The sequence below is a fragment of the Chelatococcus caeni genome, assembly GCF_014196925.1.
Classification (GTDB): domain Bacteria; phylum Pseudomonadota; class Alphaproteobacteria; order Rhizobiales; family Beijerinckiaceae; genus Chelatococcus_A; species Chelatococcus_A caeni.
Genome location: NZ_JACIEN010000007.1, coordinates 84,849 through 109,950 on the forward strand (window position 1 = coordinate 84,849; position 25,102 = coordinate 109,950).

Annotated in this window: 25 protein-coding genes; 17 read left to right on the top strand and 8 right to left on the bottom strand. The window is 69.4% G+C overall.

The annotated features are described in order from the left end of the window. Positions 1-2: 2 nt before the first annotated feature. Positions 3-1,856: a dihydroxy-acid dehydratase gene (ilvD, locus tag GGR16_RS22005; protein ID WP_183318190.1), complete on the bottom strand. Its 1,854-nt coding sequence runs from the start codon at positions 1,854-1,856 to the stop codon at positions 3-5. Between the two features lie 170 nt (positions 1,857-2,026). On the opposite strand from ilvD, the gene GGR16_RS22010 reads away from it, so the two are divergent. Next, positions 2,027-2,869 (top strand): TrmH family RNA methyltransferase, encoded by an 843-nt coding sequence (locus GGR16_RS22010; RefSeq protein ID WP_183318192.1) that lies wholly within the window; start codon positions 2,027-2,029, stop codon positions 2,867-2,869. A gap of 217 nt (positions 2,870-3,086) precedes the next feature. Here GGR16_RS22010 and GGR16_RS22015 read toward each other — a convergent pair whose 3' ends face one another. Next, positions 3,087-3,239 (bottom strand): DUF3309 family protein, encoded by a 153-nt coding sequence (locus tag GGR16_RS22015; RefSeq protein ID WP_019401596.1) that lies wholly within the window; start codon positions 3,237-3,239, stop codon positions 3,087-3,089. 120 nt (positions 3,240-3,359) lie between these two features. On the opposite strand from GGR16_RS22015, the gene GGR16_RS22020 reads away from it, so the two are divergent. Beyond that, entirely contained in the window at positions 3,360-3,668 is a 309-nt protein-coding gene (locus tag GGR16_RS22020) for a hypothetical protein (RefSeq protein ID WP_019401595.1), read from the top strand. Here the strand turns inward: GGR16_RS22020 and GGR16_RS22025 are convergent. From GGR16_RS22025 to GGR16_RS22040, 4 genes are read right to left on the bottom strand one after another with little or no spacing between them, the layout of a single operon-like run. Then, positions 3,629-4,621, bottom strand: a complete 993-nt coding sequence (locus GGR16_RS22025; RefSeq protein ID WP_019401594.1) for a metal ABC transporter permease — start codon at positions 4,619-4,621, stop codon at positions 3,629-3,631. The two genes, GGR16_RS22020 and GGR16_RS22025, sit on opposite strands and share 40 nt — an antisense overlap. Continuing rightward, a complete protein-coding gene (locus GGR16_RS22030; RefSeq protein WP_183318194.1) occupies positions 4,621-5,832 on the bottom strand; it encodes a metal ABC transporter permease in 1,212 nt (403 codons plus the stop codon). Before GGR16_RS22030 ends, GGR16_RS22025 begins: the two co-directional genes overlap by 1 nt. Continuing rightward, entirely contained in the window at positions 5,829-6,653 is an 825-nt protein-coding gene (locus GGR16_RS22035) for a metal ABC transporter ATP-binding protein (RefSeq protein WP_053193651.1), read from the bottom strand. Before GGR16_RS22035 ends, GGR16_RS22030 begins: the two co-directional genes overlap by 4 nt. A gap of 43 nt (positions 6,654-6,696) precedes the next feature. Continuing rightward, entirely contained in the window at positions 6,697-7,683 is a 987-nt protein-coding gene (locus GGR16_RS22040; protein ID WP_183318196.1) for a metal ABC transporter solute-binding protein, Zn/Mn family, read from the bottom strand. A gap of 314 nt (positions 7,684-7,997) precedes the next feature. Between GGR16_RS22040 and ccoN the strand changes: the two genes are divergently transcribed. The 12 genes from ccoN to GGR16_RS22100 all read left to right on the top strand — a co-directional run bounded on the left by ccoN (position 7,998) and on the right by GGR16_RS22100 (position 18,957). Next, entirely contained in the window at positions 7,998-9,650 is a 1,653-nt protein-coding gene (gene ccoN / locus GGR16_RS22045; RefSeq protein WP_019403444.1) for a cytochrome-c oxidase, cbb3-type subunit I, read from the top strand. Between the two features lie 5 nt (positions 9,651-9,655). After that, positions 9,656-10,396, top strand: coding sequence for a cytochrome-c oxidase, cbb3-type subunit II (ccoO, locus tag GGR16_RS22050; protein ID WP_019403445.1), 741 nt, complete (start codon positions 9,656-9,658; stop codon positions 10,394-10,396). Further along, complete coding sequence (locus GGR16_RS22055) at positions 10,393-10,560, top strand: cbb3-type cytochrome oxidase subunit 3 (protein ID WP_019403446.1); 168 nt, start codon at positions 10,393-10,395, stop codon at positions 10,558-10,560. The genes ccoO and GGR16_RS22055 overlap by 4 nt, the downstream gene beginning before the upstream one ends. Continuing rightward, positions 10,551-11,426, top strand: a complete 876-nt coding sequence (gene ccoP, locus GGR16_RS22060) for a cytochrome-c oxidase, cbb3-type subunit III (RefSeq protein ID WP_183318198.1) — start codon at positions 10,551-10,553, stop codon at positions 11,424-11,426. Before GGR16_RS22055 ends, ccoP begins: the two co-directional genes overlap by 10 nt. A gap of 3 nt (positions 11,427-11,429) precedes the next feature. Next, the gene (locus GGR16_RS22065) at positions 11,430-11,660 is read left to right on the top strand and encodes a hypothetical protein (protein ID WP_019403448.1); all 231 of its coding nucleotides are present in this window, start codon (positions 11,430-11,432) and stop codon (positions 11,658-11,660) included. 25 nt (positions 11,661-11,685) lie between these two features. Next, positions 11,686-12,480, top strand: a complete 795-nt coding sequence (locus GGR16_RS22070; RefSeq protein WP_183318200.1) for a DUF2189 domain-containing protein — start codon at positions 11,686-11,688, stop codon at positions 12,478-12,480. Between the two features lie 4 nt (positions 12,481-12,484). Continuing rightward, positions 12,485-14,746 (top strand): heavy metal translocating P-type ATPase, encoded by a 2,262-nt coding sequence (locus tag GGR16_RS22075; protein ID WP_183318202.1) that lies wholly within the window; start codon positions 12,485-12,487, stop codon positions 14,744-14,746. Further along, positions 14,743-14,925 carry a cbb3-type cytochrome oxidase assembly protein CcoS gene (ccoS, locus tag GGR16_RS22080; protein ID WP_019403451.1) on the top strand — a complete coding sequence of 61 codons (183 nt, stop codon included), beginning with the start codon at positions 14,743-14,745 and terminating at the stop codon, positions 14,923-14,925. The genes GGR16_RS22075 and ccoS overlap by 4 nt, the downstream gene beginning before the upstream one ends. A gap of 169 nt (positions 14,926-15,094) precedes the next feature. Continuing rightward, positions 15,095-15,553, top strand: a complete 459-nt coding sequence (locus GGR16_RS22085) for a MarR family winged helix-turn-helix transcriptional regulator (RefSeq protein ID WP_019403452.1) — start codon at positions 15,095-15,097, stop codon at positions 15,551-15,553. 5 nt (positions 15,554-15,558) lie between these two features. After that, the gene (locus GGR16_RS22090) at positions 15,559-16,725 is read left to right on the top strand and encodes an HlyD family secretion protein (RefSeq protein ID WP_210289672.1); all 1,167 of its coding nucleotides are present in this window, start codon (positions 15,559-15,561) and stop codon (positions 16,723-16,725) included. A gap of 23 nt (positions 16,726-16,748) precedes the next feature. Next, positions 16,749-18,314 (top strand): DHA2 family efflux MFS transporter permease subunit, encoded by a 1,566-nt coding sequence (locus GGR16_RS22095; RefSeq protein WP_183318206.1) that lies wholly within the window; start codon positions 16,749-16,751, stop codon positions 18,312-18,314. Positions 18,315-18,588: 274 nt separating this feature from the next. Continuing rightward, a complete protein-coding gene (locus GGR16_RS22100; protein ID WP_246373248.1) occupies positions 18,589-18,957 on the top strand; it encodes an SPW repeat protein in 369 nt (122 codons plus the stop codon). A gap of 89 nt (positions 18,958-19,046) precedes the next feature. On the opposite strand, the gene GGR16_RS22105 is transcribed toward GGR16_RS22100, so the two are convergent. Continuing rightward, positions 19,047-19,508 (bottom strand): MarR family winged helix-turn-helix transcriptional regulator, encoded by a 462-nt coding sequence (locus GGR16_RS22105; protein WP_183318209.1) that lies wholly within the window; start codon positions 19,506-19,508, stop codon positions 19,047-19,049. A 250-nt stretch (positions 19,509-19,758) separates the two neighbouring features. Here GGR16_RS22105 and GGR16_RS22110 point away from each other — a divergent pair, with 250 nt between their 5' ends. Further along, positions 19,759-20,946: an MFS transporter gene (locus GGR16_RS22110; protein ID WP_183318211.1), complete on the top strand. Its 1,188-nt coding sequence runs from the start codon at positions 19,759-19,761 to the stop codon at positions 20,944-20,946. Positions 20,947-20,987: 41 nt separating this feature from the next. Here the strand turns inward: GGR16_RS22110 and GGR16_RS22115 are convergent, their stop codons facing one another. Beyond that, positions 20,988-22,553 (bottom strand): MFS transporter, encoded by a 1,566-nt coding sequence (locus tag GGR16_RS22115; RefSeq protein WP_183318213.1) that lies wholly within the window; start codon positions 22,551-22,553, stop codon positions 20,988-20,990. A gap of 133 nt (positions 22,554-22,686) precedes the next feature. Here GGR16_RS22115 and GGR16_RS22120 point away from each other — a divergent pair, with 133 nt between their 5' ends. Together GGR16_RS22120 and GGR16_RS22125 are read left to right on the top strand one after the other, a co-directional pair. Further along, positions 22,687-23,454 carry a helix-turn-helix transcriptional regulator gene (locus tag GGR16_RS22120; RefSeq protein WP_210289673.1) on the top strand — a complete coding sequence of 256 codons (768 nt, stop codon included), beginning with the start codon at positions 22,687-22,689 and terminating at the stop codon, positions 23,452-23,454. A gap of 163 nt (positions 23,455-23,617) precedes the next feature. Beyond that, positions 23,618-25,087 carry an NAD-dependent succinate-semialdehyde dehydrogenase gene (locus GGR16_RS22125; protein ID WP_019403460.1) on the top strand — a complete coding sequence of 490 codons (1,470 nt, stop codon included), beginning with the start codon at positions 23,618-23,620 and terminating at the stop codon, positions 25,085-25,087. Positions 25,088-25,102: the final 15 nt, after the last annotated feature.

The window sequence follows — 25,102 nt, forward strand, 5'->3', positions numbered from 1 at the left end:
GCTCAGCGCTTCAGGCCGCTCACGTCGCGCACGGCGCCGCGGGCGGCGCTGGTCGTCAGGGCCGCATAGGCCTTGAGAGCGGCCGAGACGGCGCGCTTGCGCGGGGCGGCCGGCTGCCAGGCGGCAGGGCCCTTCGCCTCCATGGCGGCGCGGCGGCGGGCGATCTCCTCCTCCGCCACGGCGAGGTGGATGCGCCGGTTCGGGATGTCGATCTCGATGACGTCCTCCTCCTCGACGAGGCCGATGGTGCCGCCCTCGGCCGCCTCCGGCGAGACGTGGCCGATGGACAGGCCCGAGGATCCGCCGGAGAAGCGCCCGTCGGTGACGAGGGCGCAGAGCTTGCCGAGGCCCTTCGACTTCAGGTAGCTTGTCGGATAGAGCATCTCCTGCATGCCCGGGCCGCCGCGCGGCCCCTCATAGCGGATGAGCACGATCTCGCCGGCCTTGACCTTGTTGCCGAGGATGCCCTCGACCGCCGCGTCCTGGCTCTCGAAGATGCGGGCGGGGCCGGAGAATTTCAGGATCGATTCATCGACGCCGGCCGTCTTCACGATGCAGCCGTCCTCGGCGAGGTTGCCGTAGAGCACGGCGAGGCCGCCGTCCTTCGAATAGGCGTGCTCCGCCGCGCGGATGACGCCCTTTTCGCGGTCGAGGTCGAGGTCGTCCCAGCGCCGGTCCTGGCTGAAGGCGACCTGCGTCGGCACGCCGCCGGGCGCGGCCTTGTAGAACGTGCGCACGCTCTCGCTGTCGGTGCGGGCGATGTCCCAGCGGTCCAGCGCCTCGGCCATCGTCGTGCTGTGCACGGTCGGCAGGCTGGTGTCGATGAGGCCGACGCGATCGAGCTGGCCGAGGATGGCCATGATGCCGCCCGCCCGGTGCACATCCTCCATGTGGATGTTGCTGACGGCCGGGGCCACCTTGCACAGGACGGGCACGCGCCGCGACAGGCGGTCGATGTCGCTCATCGTGAACGGCACCTCGCCCTCGTTCGCGGCGGCGAGAAGGTGCAGAACCGTGTTGGTCGAGCCGCCCATGGCGATATCGAGCGTCATGGCGTTCTCGAAGGCCTTGAAGCTGGCGATGGCGCGCGGCAGCACCGAGGCGTCGTCCTGCTCGTAATAGCGGCGGGCGAGGTCGACGATGAGGTGGCCGGCCTCGACGAACAGGCGCTTGCGGTCGGCGTGGGTCGCGAGCGTCGAGCCGTTGCCCGGCAAAGCGAGGCCCAGCGCCTCGGTGAGGCAGTTCATGGAATTGGCCGTGAACATGCCCGAGCACGAGCCGCAGGTCGGGCAGGCCGAACGCTCGATGACCTTCACGTCTTCGTCCGAGACGGTGTCGTCGGCGGCCGCGACCATGGCGTCGATCAGGTCGAGCGCCTTCTCCTTGCCGTTGAGGACGACCTTGCCGGCCTCCATCGGCCCGCCGGAGACGAAGACCGTCGGGATGTTGAGGCGCATGGCCGCCATCAGCATGCCGGGCGTGATCTTATCGCAGTTGGAGATGCACACCATGGCGTCGGCGCAATGCGCATTGACCATGTATTCGACGCTGTCGGCGATGATCTCGCGCGAGGGCAGGCTGTAGAGCATGCCGTCGTGGCCCATGGCGATGCCGTCGTCGACCGCGATGGTGTTGAATTCCTTGGCGACGCCGCCCGCCGCCTCGATCTCGCGCGCCACAAGCTGGCCGAGATCCTTCAGGTGCACGTGGCCGGGCACGAACTGGGTGAAGGAATTGACGACGGCGATGATCGGCTTGCCGAAATCGCCATCCTTCATGCCGGTGGCGCGCCACAGGCCGCGGGCACCGGCCATGTTGCGGCCGTGGGTCGAGGTACGCGAGCGATAGCTGGGCATCGGGTCTTCCATATCCTGGCGCCTTGCGGCGCCGTCCTTGAGCGTGAGCGGGCTTTTTCTTATGGCTGTTCCAATGAGGCAAGGGACAATGCCAGCGAACGCAAGGAAAAGCCATGCGCACGAGCGCATGGCTGGCGACTGCTGCGCACAAAGCCGCGCGGGAGCTGCCGTTGGCTGAGATCATCGACATCGACGATGCGGGCGACCCGCGCATCGCCGCCTATCGCGACGTGCGCGAGCGCGACCTCGTCGGCCGGCAGGGCCACTTCATCGCCGAGGGCGAGGTGGTGCTGCGCGTGCTCTTGACGCGCGCCGTCCACCGCACGCGCTCGTTGCTCGTGGCCGCCAACCGTTTCGACAGCCTCGGCGATCTTCTGGCACGGATGCCGGCAGACGTGCCGGCTTACCGGGCCGCGCCGGCCGTGATGGACGCCATCGTCGGCTTCCACATCCATCGCGGCATCCTGGCGCTTGGCGAGCGGGCGCCGATGCCGGGAGCGGCCGAGCTCCTCGCCCAACTGCCTGAGGAGGCGCTCGTCGTCGTCGGCCTCGGCATCGCCAACCATGACAATGTCGGCGGCATCTTCCGCAATGCCGCCGCCTTCGGCGCCGCGGCCGTGCTGCTCGACGCGGCGAGCTGCGATCCGCTCTACCGCAAGGCAATCCGCGTCTCCGTCGGCGCGAGCCTCATCGTGCCCTCGGCCCGCATCGGCGAGGGCGAGGACGTCGTGACCCTCATGGAGCGGCACGGCTTCGTTCCCCTCGCGCTGAGCCCGTCGGGCGCAACGCCACTTGCGCAGCTCGCGCGTCCGGCCCGGGCCGCCATCCTCCTGGGCACGGAGGGGCCGGGCCTGCCGGCCGGCGTCATGGCGCGCGCTCACACCGTCACCATCCCCATGGCGCACGGCTTCGATTCCCTCAACGTCGCGACGACGAGCGGCATCGTGCTCTACCACCTGTCACAGGTGGCAAAGCGCCGTCACGACGAGGAGGGTGCACCCTCCGCTTCCTGAAAACGGCCTCCTGCCCCAGCCGGCCTGGGTCGACGCCGTCAGCTTGCCCCTTCGAGAGCGCAGATCGTCACGAAGACGATCATGGAACCGAGCACACCGAGAAGCTGGATCGTCAACTCCATGTTCTCTCTCCCTGTGACCCCTAAACGTCACGCCGCCGCCGGCGCAGAGAGCGTGCGCCGGCGGCCGACCCGAAAACGCCTGATCTTGTCGGGCGCTACAAGCGTCCCATCAGTGCGAGAATGAGAACGACGACAAGGATGAGGCCCAGGAGGCCGCTGGGGTAATAACCCCAGCCCGCGCTGTAGGGCCAGCTCGGCAGAGCGCCGATGAGCAACAATATCAGTATGACGATCAGTATCGTGGACATGGCGTTCCACCCCTTGACTTAAGCGAGTGTCATGGGAACGCACGAAGGGGCCATTCTGTTTCAAGCAGGCTATAATTTATTGTTCGTCCGGCGCCCGGCGCCCGATGTGGAGGCGAGACGATGAAAGCCCGCACCCTCACCCTTGCCCTGTTGACCGCCGCGGCCGTCGCCGGCCCGGCCGCGCAGGCCCTCGCACAGTCGCGGCCCTATGCGCCGGGGCTCACCTGCCGCGCGCTCGTCGGCATCGTCGCCTCGCGCGGAGCCGTCGTCGTCTCGACGAGCCAGACGACCTACGACCGCTATGTCGCCAATCGCAGCTTCTGCTACCCGACGCAGGTCACACGCCCCGCCTGGGTGGTCGCCGCGGACACCCCACGCTGCTTCATCGGCTATACCTGCAAGGAATTCGAGATCGACGACTGGTGGTGAGATGCCCGCCCGGGCGACGGCCGCCGCCGGCGGGCGGCCGTGCGCGTGCCGAAGCGCCGCGGCCCGGCCAGGCAGGCGAGCGCGAGGATCAGCCCTGCGACAGTCGCGATCATCCCCGCGGCACTGACGCTGTAGGCGGCGCCGAGCCACAGCGGGCCGTAGCCGGCCAGCACATAGCCGGCGATGGCCGAGACGACGGCGAAGGCGACGCTCCAGCCGAGCTGGGGCACGAGCCGGTCGGTCATCAGCCGCGCGGCGGCCGGCGGGCAGATGAACATGGCGATGACGATGATCGAGCCCACGGCATCGAAGGCCGCGACCGCCGCCACCGCCACCATGACGATGAGGGCGAAGCCCACGGGTCCGGGCCGGGCGCCGACACTCTCCGCGAATGTCGCATCGAAGGTGCCGATGACGAGCTCCTTCCAGAAAACAAGCAGGAACACGACCACGGCGAGCGTGACGAGCGCCAGGCGCGGCAGCTGCGGCGGCAGGGCCGCGAGCGCGCCCGGATCGAGCAGCGCCGGCCAGCCGGCCCCGCCCGCGAGCCAGATGAGACTTTCCAGATTGCCGTAGAGCGCATGCTCGACGTCGAGATGCACGGAGCTCGTGTCCGACTGCTCGAGCAGCAGCACGCCCGCGGCGAAGAGCGTGGTGAAGACGACGCCCATGGCCGCGCCCGGCTCGACGCGGCCGACCCGGCGCACCACCTCGATGAGCAGGACGGCGAGGACGGCGGCGATGCCGGCGCCGAGCAGCATGGCCCCGGCCGCGACGGTGCCGGTGAAGATGAAGGCGCCGACGATGCCCGGCAGCACCACATGGCTCACCGCATCGCCGATGAGGCTCTGGCGGCGCAGCACGAGGAAGTTGCCGAGCAGCGCGCAGGAGACGCAGACGAGGATGCCGATGGTAATCGGCACAAGGCTGAGGACGACGAAATCGGTGCCCATCACCGTGCTCCTGCCCCGGCCGGATCGAGACGCGCTGCAAGGTCGGCCACCACGTCCGGCGGCAGGGCCTTGGCGATGGGCGCAAGGCCCTGATGGTCGAGGGCCGCCGCCTCGTCGGGATGCAGCCGACGATAGAGCCCCCATAGGGCCTCCTCGCGCACGGCGGCCGCCGCGGCGGCGCGGCCTTCGAGCGTCGCGACACCGTCGGCGCGGATATGCCCGGCCCGGCGCAGCACCTTGATGGTCAGGGGATCGTAGATGGCCTCGCCGCGGGCGAGGGCGAGCAGGCCCTGGCGCTCGTGCACGCGCCGCCGGAAACGCAGGCGCGTGGCAAGGCCGGACATCAGGCCGCGGACGGGCGACAGGACAAGCGAGAGGGCGAAGAAAGCGGCGGCGGTGAGCACGATGACCGCCCCGGTCGGCAGGCCCCGGTCCGAGGCGGAGATGGCGGCGCCGACATAGCCTGCAGCGGCGCCGAAGGCGGCGGCGATGAGCACCATGCGCTCCGGCCGGTCGGTCCAGAACCGCGCCGTCACCGGCGGGATGATGGTGAGCGCGACGATGAGCACGAGGCCGGCCACCTTGAGGCCGATGACCGTGACGGCGAGCAGCACGCCCATCATGGCAAGGTCGGTGAGGCGCACGTCGATGCCGCGCGTCGCGGCATAGCCCTCGTCGAAGCACACCAGCGTAAAGGGCCGGCGCAGCACGAAGATGGCGGCTCCCGTGGCAAGCGCGGCGACGGCGATGGTCTCCGCCTCCGAGCGCAGCATGCCGGCGGTCGAGCCCAGGAGATAGCCGGCGATGCCGGCCTGCCCGCCGGTCTGCAGCGACTGGATGACGGTGAGCAGCACGATGCCGAAGCCGAAGAAGACGGACAGGACCGCACCGATGGCCGCATCCTCGGTGAGACGCGTGCGGCGGGTGATCCACTCGACGCAGAAGAGGCCGAGGGCGGCGCTGAGCGCCGCACCCGCCATGAGCGCGACGATGTTGCGCCCGTCGCCGGTCAGGAGCGCCATCAGGATGAAGGCGAGCGCGAGGCCCGGCAGCGTGCCGTGGCTGACGGCATCGCTGACGAGCGAGCGCTTGCGCAGGAGCACGAAGGCGCCGATGGCCCCGGCGCTGCCGCCGAGGATGGCCGCGCCGATGGTGACGAGGGCGGTGTTGTAGCCTGCACCGAGGGCGAGCGCCGTGAGGAAGGCCGTCATCGCCCCTCCCCCGCCGCTTCCCGCCCCACCGCGACCTCCTCCACATGGGCGGCCGCGAGACGCCCGCCGTAGGTCGCCTGCAGGTTGTGCGAGGTGAAGGTGGCGGCAACGGGCCCGTCGGCGATCTTGCGCACGTTCACGAGCAGGACATGGTCGAAATAGTCGGGCACCGTGGCGAGGTCATGGTGCACGCAGACGATGGTCTTGCCGGCGCCGTTGAGCTCCTTGAGCACGGCGATGATGGCGCGCTCGGTGGCCGCATCGACGCCGGCGAAGGGCTCGTCCATCACATAGAGGTCCGCCTCCTGCGCGAGCGCGCGGGCGAGAAAGACGCGCTGCTGCTGGCCGCCGGAGAGCTGTCCGATCTGCCGGTCGGCGAAGGCCGCCATGCCGACGCGTTCGAGGCAGGCGAGCGCCTTTTCGCGATGGCGGCGGCCGGCGAAGCGCAGGAAGCCGATCTCGCGGTAGAGCCCCATCAGCACGACGTCGCGCACGGTCGCGGGGAAATCCCAGTCGACGCTGGCACGCTGCGGCACATAGGCGATGCGGTGGCGCGCCTTCTCATAAGGGGCCCCGAAGACCGTGACCTCGCCGGCGACGCGCGGCACGATGCCGAGCGCCGCCTTGATGAGCGTCGACTTGCCGGCGCCGTTCGGGCCGACGATGGCAACCATCGCCCCCTTCGGCACGACGAAGTCGATCGAGAACAGCACCGGCTTCTCGCCATAGCTGACCGTCAGCCCGCTGATGGCGAGCGGACTGTCGGGATGGCTCTGGCCGAGCGTGCGGCCGTGGTCGGCAATCAGGGTCGGGGCACTCATGGCGTCATGTTCCTGACATCAGGTATCCTGGCGTCATGCCTCTTCAGTCGACCGGGTCGAGCTTGCCCTGAAAGCCGAGGGCCGGCGCGTCGCCGCCGAGGGCCCGGGCGATGGTCGTGAGGTTGTGGTCGATCATGCCGACATAGGTGCCTTCGTAGGTGCCCGGCCGACCCATGGCGTCGGAATAGAGTTCGCCGCCGATGACCACCTTGTGGCCGCGCGCCGCCGCCCCCTCGATGAGGGCCTTGACGTTGCGGTCCGGCACCGAGGTCTCGACGAAGATCGCGCCGATCCTGCGCCCGACCAATGTGCCGACGAGATCCTCGATGTGCTTGAGCCCCGCCTCGCTCTCGGTCGAGATGCCCTGGATGCCGAGCACCTCGAAGCCATAGGCGCGGCCGAAGTAGCGGAAGGCGTCGTGCGCGGTGACGAGGACGCGCGCCTCGGCCGGCACGCTCGCCATGGCCCGCTCGCCATAGGCCGCGAGCGCGTCAATCTCGCCGAGATGGGCATCGGCATTGCGGCGGAAGGTCTCCTCGCCGGCCGGGTCGAGCGCGATCAGCGCGTCGCGCGCGGCCAAAACGACGCCCTTCCACATGCGCGGCGCCATCCAGACGTGCGGATCGTAGCGCCCCTCATAATCCTCGTGCGCCAGCAGCTCCGTCTTCGGCAGGGTGTCGGCGAGGGCAATGACCTTCTTGTGCTTCGCAAGGTCAACGAAGAAGGCCTCGAGCTGCGCCTCGAGATAGAGCCCGTGCCACATGACGGCATCGGCCTTCGTCATGGCGACGATGTCCGCGCGGGTCTGGCGATAGGTGTGCGGGTCGACGCCCGGACCCATCAGGGCCTTCACCTCGGCCCGGTCGCCCGCTACCTGGCGCACGGCATCGGCGATCATGCCCGTCGTGGCGACGATGGCGAGCCTGCCTGCCGGCGGCGTCTGCGCCGCTGCCGGGCCGGCCGCGGCGGCGAAGGCGAGCAGGGCACCGGCCGCCATGGCCATGAGGCTGCGTCGCGAAGCACCGGGCATGAGGCATCTCTCCTTGTTGCGAATGAATTGCAATTGCAGATATAGGCTGCACGCTTCCGCCGCGCAAGTGCAAATGAGTTGCATTACGAAGTTGGCATCCCGCACCCGCAACGGCGTGCCCCCGGCAAGGTTCCGCGCGCGGGCACTTTGCCGCATCGGGAAAGGAGGAAAGGCGGGCGCCGAGCACAGCCGAATCCGGCGTTCTTTGATCCGCATCAAACAACTGGTCGCCGGCTCGTCCTATGGCCTTGAAGGACGGGTGGATTCTCACGCCCGTCGCAGGGGTCCAGGAGCGGAGCGGGAGCAACGCCACCATGATATCGGAACTGACGAGGGGCGAGAGGCGGCTGGCCCTTGCCGTACTGACGGCCGTGGCGACATTCGGCCTTGCCCTGGCCATCGCCGGCCGGGGAGACATTCTCGCCGTGCACGGCGGGCTCATCATGGCCTCGGCCGTCATCCTGATGTTCTTCGTCATCGCCGGCTTCTATGCGCCGGAGCCGGGCGAGGAGCGCCTCGCCCAGTATTACGACACGCCGACGAAGGCCGGCGTCGTGCTCGCCATGATCTGGGGCGTCATCGGCATGGGCGTGGGCGACTGGGTCGCCTGGCTGCTCGTCTATCCGGACATGACCTTCGACGCCGCCTGGGCGAGCTTCGGCCGCCTCAGGCCGGTGCACACCTCCGGCGTCATCTTCGGCTTCGGCGGCAACGCGCTCATCGCCACCTCCTTCCACGTCCTGCAGCGCACGTCCCGCGCCCGCCTGCCCGACCAGTTCAGCCCGTGGTTCGTGCTCGTCGGCTACAACCTCTTCTGCCTCATCGCGGCGAGCGGCTATCTCCTCGGCATCACCCAGTCGAAGGAATATGCCGAGCCCGAGTGGTACGCCGACCTGTGGCTCGTCGTCGTGTGGGTCGTCTATTTCTCGATCTACCTGCGCACGCTGATGCGCCGGCAGGAGCCGCACATCTACGTGGCCAACTGGTACTACATGGCCTTCATCCTGGTCGTGGCCATCCTGCACATCGTCAACAACCTCGCCGTGCCGATCTCCTTCGGCAGCGCCAAGAGCTACTCCGCCTTCTCGGGCGTGCAGGATGCGATGACGCAGTGGTGGTACGGCCACAACGCGGTCGCCTTCTTCCTCACCGCCGGCTTCCTCGGGATGATGTACTACTACCTGCCCAAGCGCGCGGGCCGGCCGGTGTTCTCCTACCGCATGTCGATCCTCGGCTTCTGGGGCATCACCTTCATGTACATGTGGGCGGGCTCGCACCACCTGCACTACACGGCCCTGCCGCAATGGGTGCAGACGCTCGGCATGACCTTCTCGATCATGCTGATCGTGCCCTCGTGGATGGCGGCGGCGAACGCCCTGCTCACCCTCAACGGCGCCTGGCACAAGGTGCGCGACGACGCCACGCTGCGCTTCATGATGCTGGCGGCGGTGTTCTACGGCCTCTCGACCTTCGAGGGCTCGTTCATGTCGATCCGCGCCGTCAACTCGCTCTCGCACTACACGGACTGGACCGTCGGCCACGTGCATGCCGGCGCGCTCGGCTGGGTGGCGCTCATCACCTTCGGCTCGATCTATGCCGTCGTGCCGTGGGTCTGGAAGCGGCCGGCCATGTATTCCAACAAGCTCGTCGAGGTGCACTTCTGGCTCTCGCTGGCGGGCACGCTCGTCTACGTCTTCGCGATGTGGAACTCGGGCATCATCCAGGGCCTGATGTGGCGCACCTATAACGAGGGCGGCACGCTCGCCTATTCCTTCATCGACTCGCTCGTGGCGATGCGGCCCTACTACATCGCCCGTGCCATCGGCGGCCTCCTCTTCGCCATCGGCGCGGTCGTCGGCCTCTACAACGTGTGGATGACCATCCGCGAGGCTTCGGCCGAGCGGGCCGACGAGCCCGACGCGCCCGTCGTCCCCGCCCTCGCCCGGTCGCTCCAAGCGGGAGAATGATTGAGATGTTCGGCATCCATCAAAAGCTCGAACGCAACGCCATCGGCTTCGTCGTCGCCATCATCGTGGTGTCGAGCATCGGCGGCTTCATGGAGATCGCCCCGCTCTTCACCATCGACGAGACGGTCGAGGAGGCGCCCGACATGCGCGTCTACACGCCGCTCGAACTCGCGGGGCGCAACATCTACATCCGCGAGGGCTGCTATGCCTGCCACTCGCAGATGATCCGCACCCTGCGCGACGAGGTGGAGCGCTACGGGCCCTATTCGCTGGCGGTCGAGTCGAAATACGACCACCCGATGCTCTGGGGCTCCAAGCGCACGGGGCCGGACCTCGCCCGCATCGGCGGCAAATATTCCGACGCCTGGCACGTCGCGCATCTCATCAACCCGCGCGACGTGGTGCCGGAATCGATCATGCCGGCCTACCGCTGGCTCGCCGAGACGCCGCTCAAGGTGAACGACCTCTCCGACCATCTCGCCGCCCAGCGCGTGGTCGGCGTGCCCTACACGGACGAGATGATCGCCAACGCCACCGCCGACGCCTATGGCCAGGCGATGCCGGACGGCCCCTTCGCGGCCGGCGTCACCGCCCGCTACGGCGAGGCCACCAACGTGCGCGCCTTCGACGGCAAGCCCGAGCGGGTGAGCGAGATGGATGCGCTCGTCGCCTACCTGCAGGTTCTCGGCCGCCTCACGGACGCCGCCCACCAGCAGACCGCATCGACCGAAGGGGCGAAGCCATGATCGACCACGACACGCTCGTCGCATTCTCCAAGTCCTACGGCCTCTTCTACCTCATGGCGATGGCCATCACCGTCGTCGCCTACACCTTCTGGCCCTCCAACAAGGAGCGGTTCGAGGAAGCCGCCAAGAGCATCATCGACGACGAGGACATGCCATGTCGGTAGGCGAGCACGATCCCTACACCGGCCAGCGGATGACCGGGCACGAGTGGAACGGCATCAAGGAGCTGAACACCCCCGTCCCCAGGGCGGTGTGGTTCTTCCTCTCCATCACCGCCGTCTTCGCCTTCGTCTATTGGGTGCTGATGCCGGCCTGGCCGCTCGGCGTGACCTATACGAAGGGCCTGCTCGGCATCGACCAGCGCGAGATCGTGCGCGAGAGCGTCGCCGAGGCCGCGCGCCAGCGCAGCTGGGCGCAGCGCGTCGCGCAGGACGACTACGCCACCATCCAGGCGGATGCCGGCCTGATGCAGAAGGTGCGCGAGAGCGGCCGCGCCCTCTTCGGCGACAATTGCGCGGTCTGCCACGGCACCTCCGGCAAGGGCGGACCGGGCTATCCCAACCTCGCGGCCCGCGCCTGGCTGTGGGGCGGCACGCCGGACGCCGTGGCGGAGACGATCCGCGTCGGCATCAACAGCGGCCATCCCGACGGCCGCATCGCCCAGATGCTCGCCTTCGGCCGCGACCAGATGCTCGACCGCGCGGCCGTGCTCAACGTCGTCACCTATGTGCAGTCGCTGAGCGACCCGACCCTCGCCAGCGGGCCGGAGAAGGCAGCGGTCGTCGCCGGCAAGGAGGTCTACGACGCCAACTGCGCCTCCTGCCATGGGCCGGAGGGCAAGGGCAGCACCGACGTAGGGGCGCCCGACCTGACGGACAGCTTCTGGATCTACGGCGGCGACCGCCAGTCGATCTTCAACACCGTCTACGGCGGCCGCCAGGGCCATATGCCGGCGTGGGAGACGCGGCTCTCGGAACTCGACCGCAAGATCCTCACGCTCTACGTGCTCGACCTTAGCGGAGGCAAGTGAGCCATGACGGCGAGGACGCAAGGCAGGGAGCCAACCGGACATCCGGCCCGCAGGCCCTGGTCGCGGGGGCGCCTCACCGCGCTCCTCATCGTCGCCGCGGCGGCCGCGGTGATCGTCGGGGCGAACGCGCATCTCGTCGTGGTGGCGCTGTCCTCGCAGCCGGACTGCGTCACCCATCTCAAGGCACCGGGCGGGGGCGAAGGCGCCTTCCGCGCGGCGAAGTCATCCTGCTGAGCGGACCGAGCGAGGGGAAAAGGACATGAGCACAGTTGCGCACGAAGCGCCGGTCAAGCCCGCCCGCGTCGATCTCGACCGCGGACTGCCGGCATCGGAGGCCCTCACCTGGCTCCGGAAGGGCTGGCGGGATTTCACGATGCAGCCGGGGGTGAGCCTCGTCTACGGCCTCCTCGTCTTCGCCGTGTCGCTCGCCACCATCTGGGGGCTCTTCGCCCTCGATTTCGACTACATCCTCTTCCCGGCCCTCGCCGGCTTCATGGTGGTCGGGCCCGTGCTCGCCATCGGCCTCTACGAGAAGAGCCGGCGCCTCGCCGAGGGGCGGCGGGCGAGCCTTATCGCCATGATCTTCGTCAAGGCGGCCTCGACGGGGCAGATCCTCTTCACCGGCGCGCTCCTGATGATGCTGATGCTGGTGTGGATGCGGGCGGCCGTCATCATCTACGCGCTGTTCTTCGGCTGGCAGCCCTTCGTGCCGGGCCTCGGGCCCATCGCGGCGATGCTGTTCGCCACGCCGCTCGGCCTTGCCATGCTCGTCGTCGGCAGCCTCGTCGGGGCGCTGTTCGCCGCCTTCTCCTTTGCCATCAGCGCCTTCTCCATCCCGATGCTGCTCGACCGGCGCGTCGACGCCTTCACGGCCATGGGCAAGAGCATGGCGCTCGTGTGGAACAACCTGCCTGTGATGCTCGCCTGGGGCGCCGTCGTGCTCGCGCTCTTCCTCGCGAGCCTCGCGACGGGCCTCCTCGGGCTCCTCATCACCTTCCCGGTGCTCGGCCACGGCACCTGGCACGCCTACAAGGCCATCGCGCAGGAGGAATGACCCCATGAGCTGCTGCGGGCCGGCCACGCTCGCCCTCGCCGCCGCGCCCGCGGGCGCGGAAGGAGGGCCCTCGCGGGAGGAGATCGTCCTCGCCAGCCATCGCATCGGCGAGGGCCTGTGGCAGACGGACCTGTCCGTGCCGGCCGTGCATTGCGGCGCCTGCATGCGCACGGTCGAGAACGCGCTCGGTCGCATCGACGGCGTCGAGGGCGCGCGCGTCAACCTCTCCACGCGCCGCGTCTCGGTGCGCTGGCGCGAGGTGGCGGACCCGAGCGCCTTCGTCCCGACGCTTGCGGCCATCGGCTATCCCGCCCATCTCGACGACCCGGCAGCCGACGAGCGCGACGAGACGCTCTCCAGCCTCGTGCGTGCGCTCGCGGTGGCGGGCTTCGGCGCGATGAATATCATGCTGATGTCGGTAGCGGTGTGGTCCGGCGCCGAGGCCGGCGCACGCGACCTCTTCCACCTCATTTCCGCCGCCATCGCCCTGCCGACCATCGCCTATTCCGGCCGCGTCTTCTTCAGTTCCGCCTGGAACGCGCTCAGCCACGGGCGCACCAACATGGACGTGCCGATCTCCATCGGCATCCTCATCGCCTTCGGCATGAGCCTCTACGACACGCTGAACAGCGGCGCCCATGCCTATTTCGACGCGGCCGTGTCGCTCATCTTCTTCCTGCTCATCGGCCGCACGCTCGACCATGTCATGCGCGAGCGCGCGCGCACCGCCGTCAAGGGCCTCGCACGTTTCGCCGCGCGCGGCGCCCATGTGGTCCATGGCGACGGACGGCAGGAATACCTGCCGCTCGCCGAGATCGCCCCCGGCATGACGCTGATGGTGGCCGCGGGCGAGCGCATCCCGGTCGACGGCGAGATCATCGCCGGGCAGTCGGACATCGACTGCTCGCTGGTCAACGGCGAGAGCCTGCCGCGCGAGGCCGGCCCGGGCACCGCCGTCGAGGCCGGCACGCTCAACCTCACCGGGCCCGTGACCATGCGGGCGCGAGCGGCGGCGAAGGATTCCTTCCTCGCCGAGATGGTGCGCCTCATGGAGGCGGCGGAAGGCGGACGCTCGCGCTACCGGCGCCTCGCCGACCGGGCGGCCTCGCTCTATGCGCCTTTCGTCCACGCGGCTGCGCTCGTCACCTTCATCGGCTGGATGCTCGTCGGCGGCGGCTGGCACCAGTCGCTCACCGTCGCGGTCGCCGTGCTCATCATCACCTGCCCCTGCGCGCTGGCGCTCGCCGTGCCGATGGTGCAGGTGGTCGCCGCCCGCCGTCTCTTCGAGGCGGGCATCATGGTGAAGGACGGGGGCGCGCTGGAGCGCATCACCGAGGTCGATACCGTCGTCTTCGACAAGACAGGCACGCTGACGCTCGGGGCGCTGGCGCTCACGAATACCGGCAACATCGCGCCGGCCGACCTTGCCGTCGCCGCGGCCATCGCCGCCCATTCGCGCCATCCGCACGCGCGGGCCATCGCTGCCGCCGCACAGGACCGGGTGCGGCTGGCGCCCGTCTTCGACAGTGTCGGCGAACATCCCGGCCTCGGTCTCGAGGCGACGGCCGGCGGCCACGTCTACCGCCTCGGCCGCGCGGCCTGGGCGCTCAGCGACACCAGCGGCATCACCGGCACCGTGCTCTCGCGCAACGGCCGCCTCATCGCCGGCTTTTCCTTCGCCGACCGGCTGCGGCCGGGCGCACAGCAGGCGGTGCGGGCACTCCAGGCCGAGGGGCTCAGGATCGTCCTCCTCTCTGGCGATCGCAGCGACGAGGTCCTGCGCCTTGCCGCCGAGCTCGGCATCGACGAATGCGCGGGCGACCTCGTACCGGGCGACAAGGTGGCGGCCCTCGCCGCGCTCGCCGCCGAGGGCCGCAAGGTGCTGATGGTGGGCGACGGCCTCAACGACGCGCCGGCGCTCGCCGCCGCGCATGCCTCGATGGCGCCGGCCACGGCTGCCGATATCGGCCGCAACGCAGCCGATTTCGTCTTCCTGCGCGACGGGCTCGAGGCCGTGCCGGCGGCGCTCGGCCTCTCCCGCGCGGCGCAGGTGCTGACCCGCCAGAACCTCGCCCTCGCGCTCATCTACAACGCCATCGCCCTGCCCTTCGCGGTGCTCGGCTTCGTGACGCCGCTCCTCGCCGCCATCGCCATGTCGTCGTCGTCGGTGATCGTGGTGGCGAATGCGCTGCGCCTCGGCCGCGCCGACGGCGGCACCCGCGAGCCGGGCCGGCGCGCCGCCCGGATGTCGGAGGCACACGCATGAGCGACTTCTTCTATCTCATCCCGCTGTCGCTGGGCCTCGGCTTCGTCGGGCTCGCCGTCTTTCTCTGGTCGCTGCGCGGCGGCCAGTACGAGGATCTCGACGGCGCCGCCGAACGCGTCCTCGACGACGAGGACGCGCCCATCCTGCCGCAGAGACGGACCGTCCCGGGCCAAGGCTGAACCCCGCATCATCGCAACGGAAGCGGCAGCCGGTGGAGCAGGGCTTCGCCGGCTCGATCATGCGCTGCATGCAGAGCAGCTGCGCGAACTGCAGCATGGATATAATAACTATGCTTATTATATGTCGGCCTGACGAGAGGCGGCCCGCGCTGCCGACCCGGAGGCCGACATGGCCAGCAACGACAATTTCCTCAGCGAGATCTTCGACGTCGCCCGGCTGATCCGGGCCCACGCCGACAAGCGCGCCCGCGAGCACGGCATGAGCCGTGCCCAGTGGGTCATCCTGATGAAGCTCGACCAGCAGCCGGGCCTGTCGCAGCAGGAACTCGCCGACCTCATCGAGGTGGAGCCCATCTCCATCGGTCGCCTCATCGATCGGCTGGCCGAGCGCGGGCTGGTCGAGCGGCGCCGCGATCCGAAGGATCGCCGCGTCTGGCGGCTGCACCTCCTGTCCGCCGCCGGGCCTGTCCTGCGGGAGATCACCGCCTACAAGACGGCCCTCGTGGAAAGCGCGACCGAGGGGGTGCCCAGCGAGGCGCTCGCGGACCTCTCGCGCACGCTTCTCATGGTCAAGAACAATCTCGCGGCCGACATGCCCCGCATGCGCCGGACCACGGACGAAGGGTGACCACCATGTCGCAATCCATTTCGCTGTCCGCATCGCCATCCGTTGCCGAAGACCGCGCCGAGATCGCCGAGCCGGCCGCTCCCGCCGAGGCGCGGGGCGAGGTGCCGGCGCCCGCCCGGCCGCCCGCGCAGAGCCCGCCGAAGGCGCGCCGACGTCTCGGCCGCCCGGTCCTGATGATCGGCGGCATCGCGGTGGTCGCGATCGGCGCCGCGGTCGCCTGGCTCAACGGCGGGCGCTACGTGTCCGTGGACGATGCCTATGTCGGGGCGGCCAAGCTCATCGTCTCGACGGACGTGTCCGGCATCGTCGAGCGCATCGACGTACGCGAGGGCCAGGACGTGAAGGCGGGCGACGTGCTCTTCCGGCTCGACCCGCGCCAGTTCCGCATCGCGCTCGACAAGGCCGAGGCCGGGCTCGCGGAGACGCGGCTCACGCTCGAGGCGATGCGCCAGGACTACAAGCGCATCGAGAGCGACATCGCCGCCCAGCAGGCCGTGGTCGACCAGGCGCGGGCGCAGTTCGACCGCTATTCCGCCCTCCTGCGCAGCAACAACGTCTCGGCGGCGGCCTATGATCAGGCCAAGTTCGCGCTCGACGCGGCCGAGAGCAAGCTCGCCTCCCTGCGCCAGGAGGCCGAGGTGCAGCTCGTCAAGCTCGGCGGCCAGGCGGACACCGACATCGAGAAGCATCCGCAGTTCCTCCAGGCGCAGGCCGAAGTCGCCGAGGCGCGGCGCGAGCTGGACCACACGGTCGTGCGTGCACCCTTCGACGGTGTCGTGACGCAGGTCGACCAGCTGCAGCCCGGCCAGTTCCTCGCCGCCAATACCGCGGCCTTCGGCCTCGTCGGCGGCAGCGGCCTGTGGGTCGATGCCAACGCCAAGGAGACGGACCTCACCTACGTCAAGCCCGGCGACCCCGTCTCGATCGCCGTCGATACCTATCCGGGCCACGTCTGGACGGGCCACGTCGCGAGCATCAGCCCCGCGAGCGGCGCTTCCTTCTCGGTGCTGCCGGCGCAGAACGCCAGCGGCAACTGGGTCAAGGTCGTGCAGCGCATTCCGGTGCGCATCGCGGTCGAGCATCGGCCCGACGATCCGCCGCTGCGCGTCGGCATGAGCGTCGTCGCCGACATCGACACCGGCCACCAGCGCGGCCTCGGCGACCTCTTCTGAAGGTCGCCGGCGGAGGACGAGCCATGAGCGCCACCGCATCGCCCACAAGCGCTGCCCCGGCCGAGGACGCCGGCCGGCACCGCGGCATCGTGACCCTGTGCGCGATGATCGCGACGCTGATGCAGGCGCTCGACGCGACCATCGCCAATGTCGCCCTGCCCTACATGCAGGGCTCGCTGTCGGCGACGAGCGACCAGATCACCTGGGTGCTGACCTCCTACATCGTCGCGGCCGCGATCATGACCTCGCCGGTCGGCTGGCTCGCAAGCCGTTTCGGCCGCAAGCGCTTCTTCATCGTCTGCCTCGTCGGCTTCACCGGCGCCTCGATGCTGTGCGGGCTCGCCGACTCGCTCTCTCAGATGGTCGTCTTCCGCCTGCTGCAGGGGGTCTTCGGTGCGGCGCTCGTACCGCTGTCGCAGGCCACCATGCTCGACATCTACTCGGCCGAGCAGCGCGGCTCGGCCATGGCCATCTGGGGCATGGGCGTGATGGTCGGCCCCATCCTCGGGCCGACCCTCGGCGGCTATCTCACGGACGCCTACAACTGGCGCTGGGTGTTCTACGTCAACCTGCCCTTCGGCATCGCCGCCGTCGCGGGGCTCGCGCTGTTCCTGAAGGATACGGAGCGCAACGCCTCCCTGCGCTTCGACTGGCTGGGCTTTGCCGTCCTCAGCCTCGGCATCGGCGCCCTGCAGCTGATGCTCGACCGCGGCGAGCAGAAGGACTGGTTCAGCTCCACCGAGATCGTCGTCGAGACGGTGCTCGCCGGGCTCGGCATCTACCTCTTCATCGTCCATCTCTTCACGGCGAAGAAGCCCTTCATCCCGCCGCGCATCTTCAACGACCGCAACTTCCTGTCCGGCCTCATGCTGATGTTCGCCATCGGCATGATCCTGCTCGCCAGCTCCGCCCTGCTCGCCCCCTATCTGCAGACGCTCGGCGGCTATCCGGTTGCGACCGCAGGGCTCCTGATGGCGCCGCGCGGGGTCGGCACCATGATCGCCATGATGGTGGCCGGCCGGCTGTCGTCGCGGGTCGACCCGCGCCTCATCATGCTCACCGGCATCCTCATGCTGGCCTATTCGCTCTGGGACATGAGCTACTGGACGCCGGACGTCTCGGCCACGACGCTGACGGTGACGACCGTGCTGCAGGGCTTCGGCCTCGGCTTCGTCTTCATCCCGCTGCAGGTCGTCGCCTTCGCGACGCTGGCACCGGATCTGCGCACCGACGCGACCGCGCTCTTCAGCCTGGTGCGCAACATCGGCAGTGCCATCGGCATCTCGGTGATGGCCTTCATGCTGGCGCAGAATACCCAGACCGTGCACGCGACGCTCGCCGAGCACATCACGCCTTTCAACCGGTTGCTGCAGACGGGCGCCGCGCGTGAATACTGGAACATCGGCACCACCCAGGGGTTGAGCCTCATCGACCAGGTCGTCAACCGCCAAGCCGCGATCGTCGCCTATGCCGACGATTTCAAGCTGATGCTGCTCATCACCCTGCCGACGGTGCTGCTGCTCCTGATGATGCGCCGGCCGGGCGCGACGGCTGCCAAGGGCGAACCGGGCCACGCGGTGATGGACTGACGCCTGGTACCCTTGAAAAATAAGGTTTTTCCGGCTAAATGAAGAGCAAGCGGTCGCCGTGACACGGGCCGCAGCCGGACCAGGGTCCGGAGATGTCGCCCATGCACGGTCCTCCACCGGAGGATGTGGCCATGAGGACGACGCAGAACGTGTCCCTCTCCTTCACCTCGCATATTCGCTGGCCGCGCCGGCGGCGTGGCCTTGCGGCTCTGCCATGGCGAAGGCCGGCTGCCGGCGTCTCGCGCGACCGGTGCGTCAAGGAAGGAGCAGTGTCATGCCAGCGAGAATGATGAGGAAGACGGAGCACACGGCGCTCGACGTGGGCAATGCCCTCGTCGGCGTCTGCCTCGCGCTCAGCCCATGGGTGCTGGGCTTCACCATGGAGGGGGCCGCGGCCTGGAACGCATGGCTGGTCGGGGCGGCGATCGCGCTCATCGCCATCGGCGCGCTCGTCTCCTTCGCGGAATGGGAGGAATGGGCGAACCTCGCGCTCGGCATCTGGGCGGCGATCTCGCCATGGGTGCTCGGCTTTACCGGGCTCGCCGCGGCGTTCTATCCGCACGTGATCGCGGGCGTGATCGTCGCAGCCCTTGCCGCGATCGAGCTGTGGTTCATCCACCGGCGGCCGATGCCCGCCGCCTGACGGCAAGCCCATGCGGGTGGACCCCGTCGCCCGCGGCGGGGCCCTCCTGAAGAAGACGCCAGAAGAACGCCCCTGTTCCGGCGGCCGCGTCAGCCCTTGTCCGACAGGCCGACGCGCAGCTTTTCACGCACCGCCGCCAGCGACCGGCGGCTGGCCTCGACCTCACCCGGCGACATGCCGGTCGTCTCGAGGATCTTCTCCGGCAGGCAAGCCGCCTCGTCGGCCAGCTTGCGGCCCGCCGGCGTCAGGCTGACGCGCACGACCCGCTCGTCGGCCGGGTCGCGGTGGCGCGTCACGAAGCCTGCCGCCTCGAGCCGCTTGATGAGCGGCGTGAGCGTGTTCGATTCGAGAAAGAGCCCGTCGCCGATGGAGCCGACCGTCTGATCGTCCTGCTGCGTCAGCGACATGATCACCAGGAACTGCGAATAGGTCAGGCCCAGCCGGTCGAGCAGCGGCTTGTAGACGCGGTTGAACGCGAGGCCCGTGGAATAGACCATGAAGCACAGAAAGCCGTCGAGGCTCCTCGCGCCCGGGTCCTTGTTTGCGGCCATGCCAGACCTCCTTCATCCTCCTGCCTAATATAATCGCACGCGATTTAATCGCAACCATGGCCGCAGTTTGCCATTGCGCTGGCATACCGGCCCTGCCCCACCATTCGAGAATTCCAGGCACAGGTCCTTGGAACCGCGCCTGTCTTCAACGGCGCAGAGGCGCACAGCATCTTAGGCCGGACCAACCCCTCCGACTTCAATGTCGCCTCCACGATCCGGCCGGGCTGCCCGGCCGGCGAAAGGATGTCCCATGCCTGCTGCGCTCTATGCGCTGACGATCGCGGCCTATGCGATCGGCACCACCGAATTCGTCAGCGTCGGCCTGTTGCCGATCATCGCCCGCGACTTCTCCATCAGCCTGCCGCTCGCCGGGCTCGTCGTCTCGGTCTACGCCCTCGGCGTGACCTTCGGCGCGCCCATTCTCACCGCGCTCACCGGCCGCATCGCGCGCAAGCCGCTGCTGCTCGGGCTGATGGTGCTCTTCATCGCCGGCAATCTGCTGGCGGCGCTCAGCCCCTCCTACGGACTGCTGCTCGCCGGCCGCGTGCTGTCCGCCTTCGCGCACGGCGTCTTCTTCTCCGTCGGCTCGACCATCGCGGCCGGCCTCGTGCCGGAGAACCGCCGCGCCTCGGCGATCGCGCTCATGTTCATGGGCCTGACGGTCGCCATCGTCACCGGCGTGCCGCTCGGCACCCATATCGGCCAGATCCTCGACTGGCGCGCCACCTTCTGGGCCGTTGCGCTGCTCGGGGCGGTCGCCTTCGCCGGCATCTGGGCGCTGCTGCCCCGCGATCTCGCCAAGGCGCCGCCGGCGTCCCTCATGGACCAGGTCCGCGTGCTCGGCTCCGGCCGGCTGCTGCTCGTCTTCGCCATGACGGCCCTGGGCTACGGCGGCACCTTCGTCACCTTCACCTATCTGTCGCCGATCCTCGAGACGATCACCGGCTTCTCGCCCCAGGGCGTCAGCCTCGTCCTCGTGCTCTACGGCGCCGCGATCGCCGCCGGCAACCTGGCGGGCGGGCGCATCGCCGACAGAAGCCCGGCAAGGGCGCTGACCGGCCTCTTCCTCGCCCAGGCGCTCGTGCTCGTCCTCTTCACCTTCACCGCGGCGAGCGCCGTCCCGGCCCTCGTCACGCTCGCCGCCCTCGGCTTCCTGCAGTTCGCCAACGTGCCGGGCCTCCAGCTCTATGTGGTACAGCTCGCCAAGGAGCACCGGCCCGGCGCAGTGGACACGGCCTCGGCGCTCAATATCGCCGCCTTCAATCTCGGCATCGCGATCGGCGCCTGGCTCGGCGGCGTCATCGTCGCAGCGCCTACGCTCGGCCTGGCGGCGACGCCGTGGATCGGCGCGATCATGGTCACGGGGGCGCTCGTCCTCACCGCGTGGAGCGCCATGCTCGACAGCCGGGCGCAGCGGCCCGCCCTCGGCTGTGCCTGAGGCGCATCCGCCAAGCCTCCTGCCGCTCAATCTTCGGCCGCTCAATCGCCCGGGCCGCCGACATGCCTCAGCGCCACGGCGGCAAGGACGGCGAGGATCGCCACCGACGCGGCGCTGACCGCGGCGGCGGTGGTGAAGCCGGCCATGAAGGCGCCCCGCGCCGCATCGATCAGCCCGGCCGGCAGCGCGCCGGCGATCGCGGAGGCCGCCCAGAGGCTGTCCGCAACCGCTTCGCGTGCATTGCCGGCCAGCATCTCCGGCACCCGCCCGGCCATCGCGCCGCGATAGACGGCGGTGGCGAGGCTGCCGAGTGCGGCGATGCCGAGGGAGGCGCCGAGATCCTGCACCGTCTCCGACAGTGCCGAGGCGGAACCGGCCTTCTCCGGGGGAGCCGAGCCGACCACAAGATCGGTGCCGAGCGCCGCGATGGCGCCGAGCCCGAGATAGGCCAGCGAGAAGCTGATCCCGAGCAGCGCCAGCCCCGCGTCGTCGCTGCCGAGCTGCGTCAGCATGAGATAGCCGGCGACCGATAGAGCGAGCGCGCCGGAGACCACATATCCCGGCCTGACATGCCGCGCGACGAGCGGCGCGCCGATGCCGGCAACGACCATGGCCACGGCCGGCGGCCCCATCCAGAGCCCGGCGACGAGCGGCGAGAAGCCGGCCACCAGCTGCAGGTATTGCGTGACGAGCAGCATGGTGCCGCCGACGGCCACGAGCCCGAAGAGCAGCACGATGAGCGCGACGCTGAACGCCCTTTCGGCGAACAGGTCCATGTCGACGAGCGGGTCCGCGAGGCGCCGCTGCCGCCGCACGAAGACGAGCGCGACGGTCGACCCGAGCCCGATGGCGACGGCGGCCTCGGGCGTGAGCCCGTCCTTTGCGATCCGCTTGATGCCGTAGATCACCGGCAGCATGGCGGCGAGGGACAGGGCGACGCTGGGAAGATCGAGGCGGCTGGCGCGAGGGGCGCGGTATTCCGGCAGCAGGACCGGGGCGAGGGCAAGCAGCAGGGCGACGACGGGGACGGCGATGAGAAACGCCGCGCCCCACCAGAAATGCGCCAGCAGGGCGCCGCCCACGATCGGCCCCAGGGCCATGCCGACCGCGAACATGGTGGCCCAGACGCCGATCGCCAGCGCCCGCTCGCGGGGGGCGGCGAACATGTTGCTGATGAGCGCCAGGGTGGACGGCATCAGCGTCGCGCCGGCGATCCCGAGCGCCGCACGCGCCGCGATCAGCATCGGTGCGGAGGGCGAGAAGGCCGCGGCGATCGAGGCGGCGGCGAAGGCGGCCGCACCGATCATCAGGAGCCGGCGCCGCCCGATGCGGTCGCCGAGCGTGCCCATGGTGACGAGAAAGCCCGCGATCAGGAAGCCGTAGGCATCCATGATCCAGAGCGCCTGCGTGCTCGTTGCCTCGAGGTCGGCCGCCAGCGCGGGCAGCGCCAGATGCAGCAGCGTCAGATCGAGCCCGAGCAGGATCGTCGGCAGGGCGAGAAGGGCAAGGCCCAGCCATTCCCGCAGGCCCGCAGCGGACGGGACCGACGCAACGTCGCTCAGAACGCCACCTGGAAGAGAAATGTCGATGTCGCAGCGCGATGTCATGTTGCCTCCTTGCGGGAGGACTGTCGGCGCGGCATCATCCTGTTACAATATAGGAAATTATCCTGTTACCTGGAGCAATCCCCTGTCGGACCGGACCCTCGCCCGCACGCGCAGCGAACTGTCGGACTTCCTGATGCGCCACCGCCGTAGGCTGACGCCCGCCGATGTCGGCCTCGCCTCCATGGGCCGGCGCCGCACGCCGGGCCTGAGGCGCGAGGAGGTTGCCGCCCTCGCCGGCGTCGGGCTCACGTGGTACACGTGGTTCGAGCAGGGGCGCGACATCCAGGTGTCCGAGGATTTCCTGCTCAAGGTGTCGAAGGCCCTCAGGCTTGACGACGCGGAATGCTGCCATCTCTTCCTGCTGGCGCACCGGCGGCCGCCGCCGCTCGAAGACTATCAGTGGCTCTCCGTCAGCCCTCTCATCCAGCAGATGCTGGACGACCTCGCCGCGCGGCCGGCCTGCGTCGTCAACCTGCGCTGGGACGTGATCGCCTGGAATGCGGCCATCGACCGGCTGCTCGACCTCGCGAGCCGCGAGCAGGCGGATCGCAACGTCATGCGCATGCTCTTCGCCGATCCCGACCTGCGCCGCCGGCTACCGGCATGGAACCGGGATGCGCCGAGGTTGCTCGCCCAGTTCCGCTGCGATCTCGCCGCCGCGCCTGACAGCCCGGTGCTGGCGTCGCTGATCGGCGAGCTCAAGAGCCTGTCGGCGGACTTCCGGCGCTGGATCGAGCAGCCGACCATGGACAGCTACAGCCGCGGCATCAGCGCCTTCATCGACCCGGCCGGCAGGCACCGCACGTTCCGCCACGAAGTGCTGACGGTGGATGAGCACCGTCATCTCCGGATGGTCGTCTACTTCGAGGACTCGCCGCCGGCCGGCGTCCGGGCTCCGTAGAGCCCGGCCTGCGCCGACAGCGCAGGTCTCGGCTGTCGCCGTGGCCCTTGCCAGCGCCACATTGCCCTTCGAGGATGTGGGAAGCGCATTCGCCCTCGCCTCCCCTCGCCAGTGCCGTTGAGATGCGCGCGCCAGCGAGAGAGCTCAGCTGGAGAGAACGACCATGCAGACAGAGCCCCGACTGAAGCGCCCCGAACTGCTCCGCAGCGCCAATCTCATCGGCGGCGAATGGGTCAAGGACAGCTCGGCCGGCGAGCCCATCGCCGTCTCCGATCCGGCAACCGGCCGGCTCGTCGGCACCGTGCCCAATGCGGGCAAGGCCGAAACCGCCCGGGCCATTGAGGCCGCCGATGCCGCCTTTCCGGCCTGGCGGGCAAAGACCGCGGCCGAGCGGGCCGACCACCTGCGCCGCCTCGCCCAGCTCATCACCGACAACAAGGAGGACCTTGCCCGCATCCTCACCGCCGAGCAGGGCAAGCCGCTCGCCGAGGCACGCGGCGAGGTCGGCATGTCGGCGGCCTATGTGCTGTGGTTCGCCGAGGAGGGCCGGCGCATCTATGGCGACGTCATCCCCTCGCCGTGGCAGAACCGGCGCATCCTCGTCACGAAGGACCCGGTGGGCGTCGTCGGCGCCATCACGCCGTGGAATTTCCCCTCCTCCATGATCGCGCGCAAACTCGGCGCCGCGCTCGCTGCCGGCTGCACCATCGTGGTCAAGCCGGCCTCGCAGACGCCCTATTCGGCGCTCGCCTGGGGCGTGCTCAGCGAGGAGGCCGGCATTCCCGCCGGCGTCGTCAACATTCTCACCGGCGCGGCGCGACAGATCGGCGGAGAGCTGACGTCGAACCCCCTCGTCAAGAAGATCACCTTCACCGGCTCGACGGAGGTCGGCAAGCAGCTCGCCGAACAGGCGGCGCGCACCATGAAGAAGGTGTCGATGGAGCTCGGCGGTAACGCGCCCTTCATCGTCTTCGACGACGCCGACCTCGACCGCGCCGTCGAGGGCGCCATGGTCGCCAAGTACCGCAATGCCGGCCAGACCTGCGTCTGCACGAACCGCTTCCTCGTCCAGGACGGCATCTACGACGCCTTCGCCGAACGCCTCGCCAAGGCCTCGGCCGCCATGAAGATCGGCAACGGCTTCGAGGACGGCGTCGTGCAGGGCCCGCTCATCGACGAGAAGGCGGTCGCCAAGGTGGAGGAGCATATCGCTGACGCCCTCGCCAAGGGCGGGCGCATGCTCACGGGCGGCCGGCGCCACCAGGGCCTCGGCGGCAATTTCTTCGAGCCGACGGTGATCGCGGACGCGACGCCGGCCATGGCCGTCGCCCGCGAGGAGACTTTCGGGCCGCTGGCGCCGCTCTTCCGCTTCAAGGACGAGGCGGAAGCCGTGCGGCTCGCCAACGACACGGAGTTCGGCCTCGCCTGCTATTTCTACACGCGCGACCTCGGCCGTGCCTTCCGCGTCTCAGAGGCGCTCGAATACGGCCTCGTCGGCATCAACGAGGGGCTGATTACCACAGAGGTCGCGCCTTTCGGCGGGGTCAAGGAATCCGGCGTCGGGCGCGAGGGCTCCAAATACGGGATCGATGACTACCTGCACATCAAGTACGTCTGCGTCGGCGGCCTGTGAGGCAGGCGGCGACGC

What these genes read in the sequence shown, in the direction of transcription:
- ilvD (WP_183318190.1), bottom strand. Translation starts at nt 1,856, where the DNA reads ATGCCCAGCTATCGCTCGCGTACCTCGACCCACGGCCGCAACATGGCC.
- GGR16_RS22015 (WP_019401596.1), bottom strand. Translation starts at nt 3,239, where the DNA reads ATGTCCACGATACTGATCGTCATACTGATATTGTTGCTCATCGGCGCT.
- GGR16_RS22020 (WP_019401595.1), top strand. Translation starts at nt 3,360, where the DNA reads ATGAAAGCCCGCACCCTCACCCTTGCCCTGTTGACCGCCGCGGCCGTC.
- GGR16_RS22025 (WP_019401594.1), bottom strand. Translation starts at nt 4,621, where the DNA reads ATGGGCACCGATTTCGTCGTCCTCAGCCTTGTGCCGATTACCATCGGC.
- GGR16_RS22030 (WP_183318194.1), bottom strand. Translation starts at nt 5,832, where the DNA reads ATGACGGCCTTCCTCACGGCGCTCGCCCTCGGTGCAGGCTACAACACC.
- GGR16_RS22035 (WP_053193651.1), bottom strand. Translation starts at nt 6,653, where the DNA reads ATGAGTGCCCCGACCCTGATTGCCGACCACGGCCGCACGCTCGGCCAG.
- GGR16_RS22040 (WP_183318196.1), bottom strand. Translation starts at nt 7,683, where the DNA reads ATGCCCGGTGCTTCGCGACGCAGCCTCATGGCCATGGCGGCCGGTGCC.
- ccoN (WP_019403444.1), top strand. Translation starts at nt 7,998, where the DNA reads ATGATATCGGAACTGACGAGGGGCGAGAGGCGGCTGGCCCTTGCCGTA.
- ccoO (WP_019403445.1), top strand. Translation starts at nt 9,656, where the DNA reads ATGTTCGGCATCCATCAAAAGCTCGAACGCAACGCCATCGGCTTCGTC.
- GGR16_RS22055 (WP_019403446.1), top strand. Translation starts at nt 10,393, where the DNA reads ATGATCGACCACGACACGCTCGTCGCATTCTCCAAGTCCTACGGCCTC.
- ccoP (WP_183318198.1), top strand. Translation starts at nt 10,551, where the DNA reads ATGTCGGTAGGCGAGCACGATCCCTACACCGGCCAGCGGATGACCGGG.
- GGR16_RS22065 (WP_019403448.1), top strand. Translation starts at nt 11,430, where the DNA reads ATGACGGCGAGGACGCAAGGCAGGGAGCCAACCGGACATCCGGCCCGC.
- GGR16_RS22070 (WP_183318200.1), top strand. Translation starts at nt 11,686, where the DNA reads ATGAGCACAGTTGCGCACGAAGCGCCGGTCAAGCCCGCCCGCGTCGAT.
- GGR16_RS22075 (WP_183318202.1), top strand. Translation starts at nt 12,485, where the DNA reads ATGAGCTGCTGCGGGCCGGCCACGCTCGCCCTCGCCGCCGCGCCCGCG.
- ccoS (WP_019403451.1), top strand. Translation starts at nt 14,743, where the DNA reads ATGAGCGACTTCTTCTATCTCATCCCGCTGTCGCTGGGCCTCGGCTTC.
- GGR16_RS22085 (WP_019403452.1), top strand. Translation starts at nt 15,095, where the DNA reads ATGGCCAGCAACGACAATTTCCTCAGCGAGATCTTCGACGTCGCCCGG.
- GGR16_RS22090 (WP_210289672.1), top strand. Translation starts at nt 15,559, where the DNA reads ATGTCGCAATCCATTTCGCTGTCCGCATCGCCATCCGTTGCCGAAGAC.
- GGR16_RS22095 (WP_183318206.1), top strand. Translation starts at nt 16,749, where the DNA reads ATGAGCGCCACCGCATCGCCCACAAGCGCTGCCCCGGCCGAGGACGCC.
- GGR16_RS22100 (WP_246373248.1), top strand. Translation starts at nt 18,589, where the DNA reads ATGCCAGCGAGAATGATGAGGAAGACGGAGCACACGGCGCTCGACGTG.
- GGR16_RS22105 (WP_183318209.1), bottom strand. Translation starts at nt 19,508, where the DNA reads ATGGCCGCAAACAAGGACCCGGGCGCGAGGAGCCTCGACGGCTTTCTG.
- GGR16_RS22110 (WP_183318211.1), top strand. Translation starts at nt 19,759, where the DNA reads ATGCCTGCTGCGCTCTATGCGCTGACGATCGCGGCCTATGCGATCGGC.
- GGR16_RS22115 (WP_183318213.1), bottom strand. Translation starts at nt 22,553, where the DNA reads ATGACATCGCGCTGCGACATCGACATTTCTCTTCCAGGTGGCGTTCTG.
- GGR16_RS22120 (WP_210289673.1), top strand. Translation starts at nt 22,687, where the DNA reads ATGCGCCACCGCCGTAGGCTGACGCCCGCCGATGTCGGCCTCGCCTCC.
- GGR16_RS22125 (WP_019403460.1), top strand. Translation starts at nt 23,618, where the DNA reads ATGCAGACAGAGCCCCGACTGAAGCGCCCCGAACTGCTCCGCAGCGCC.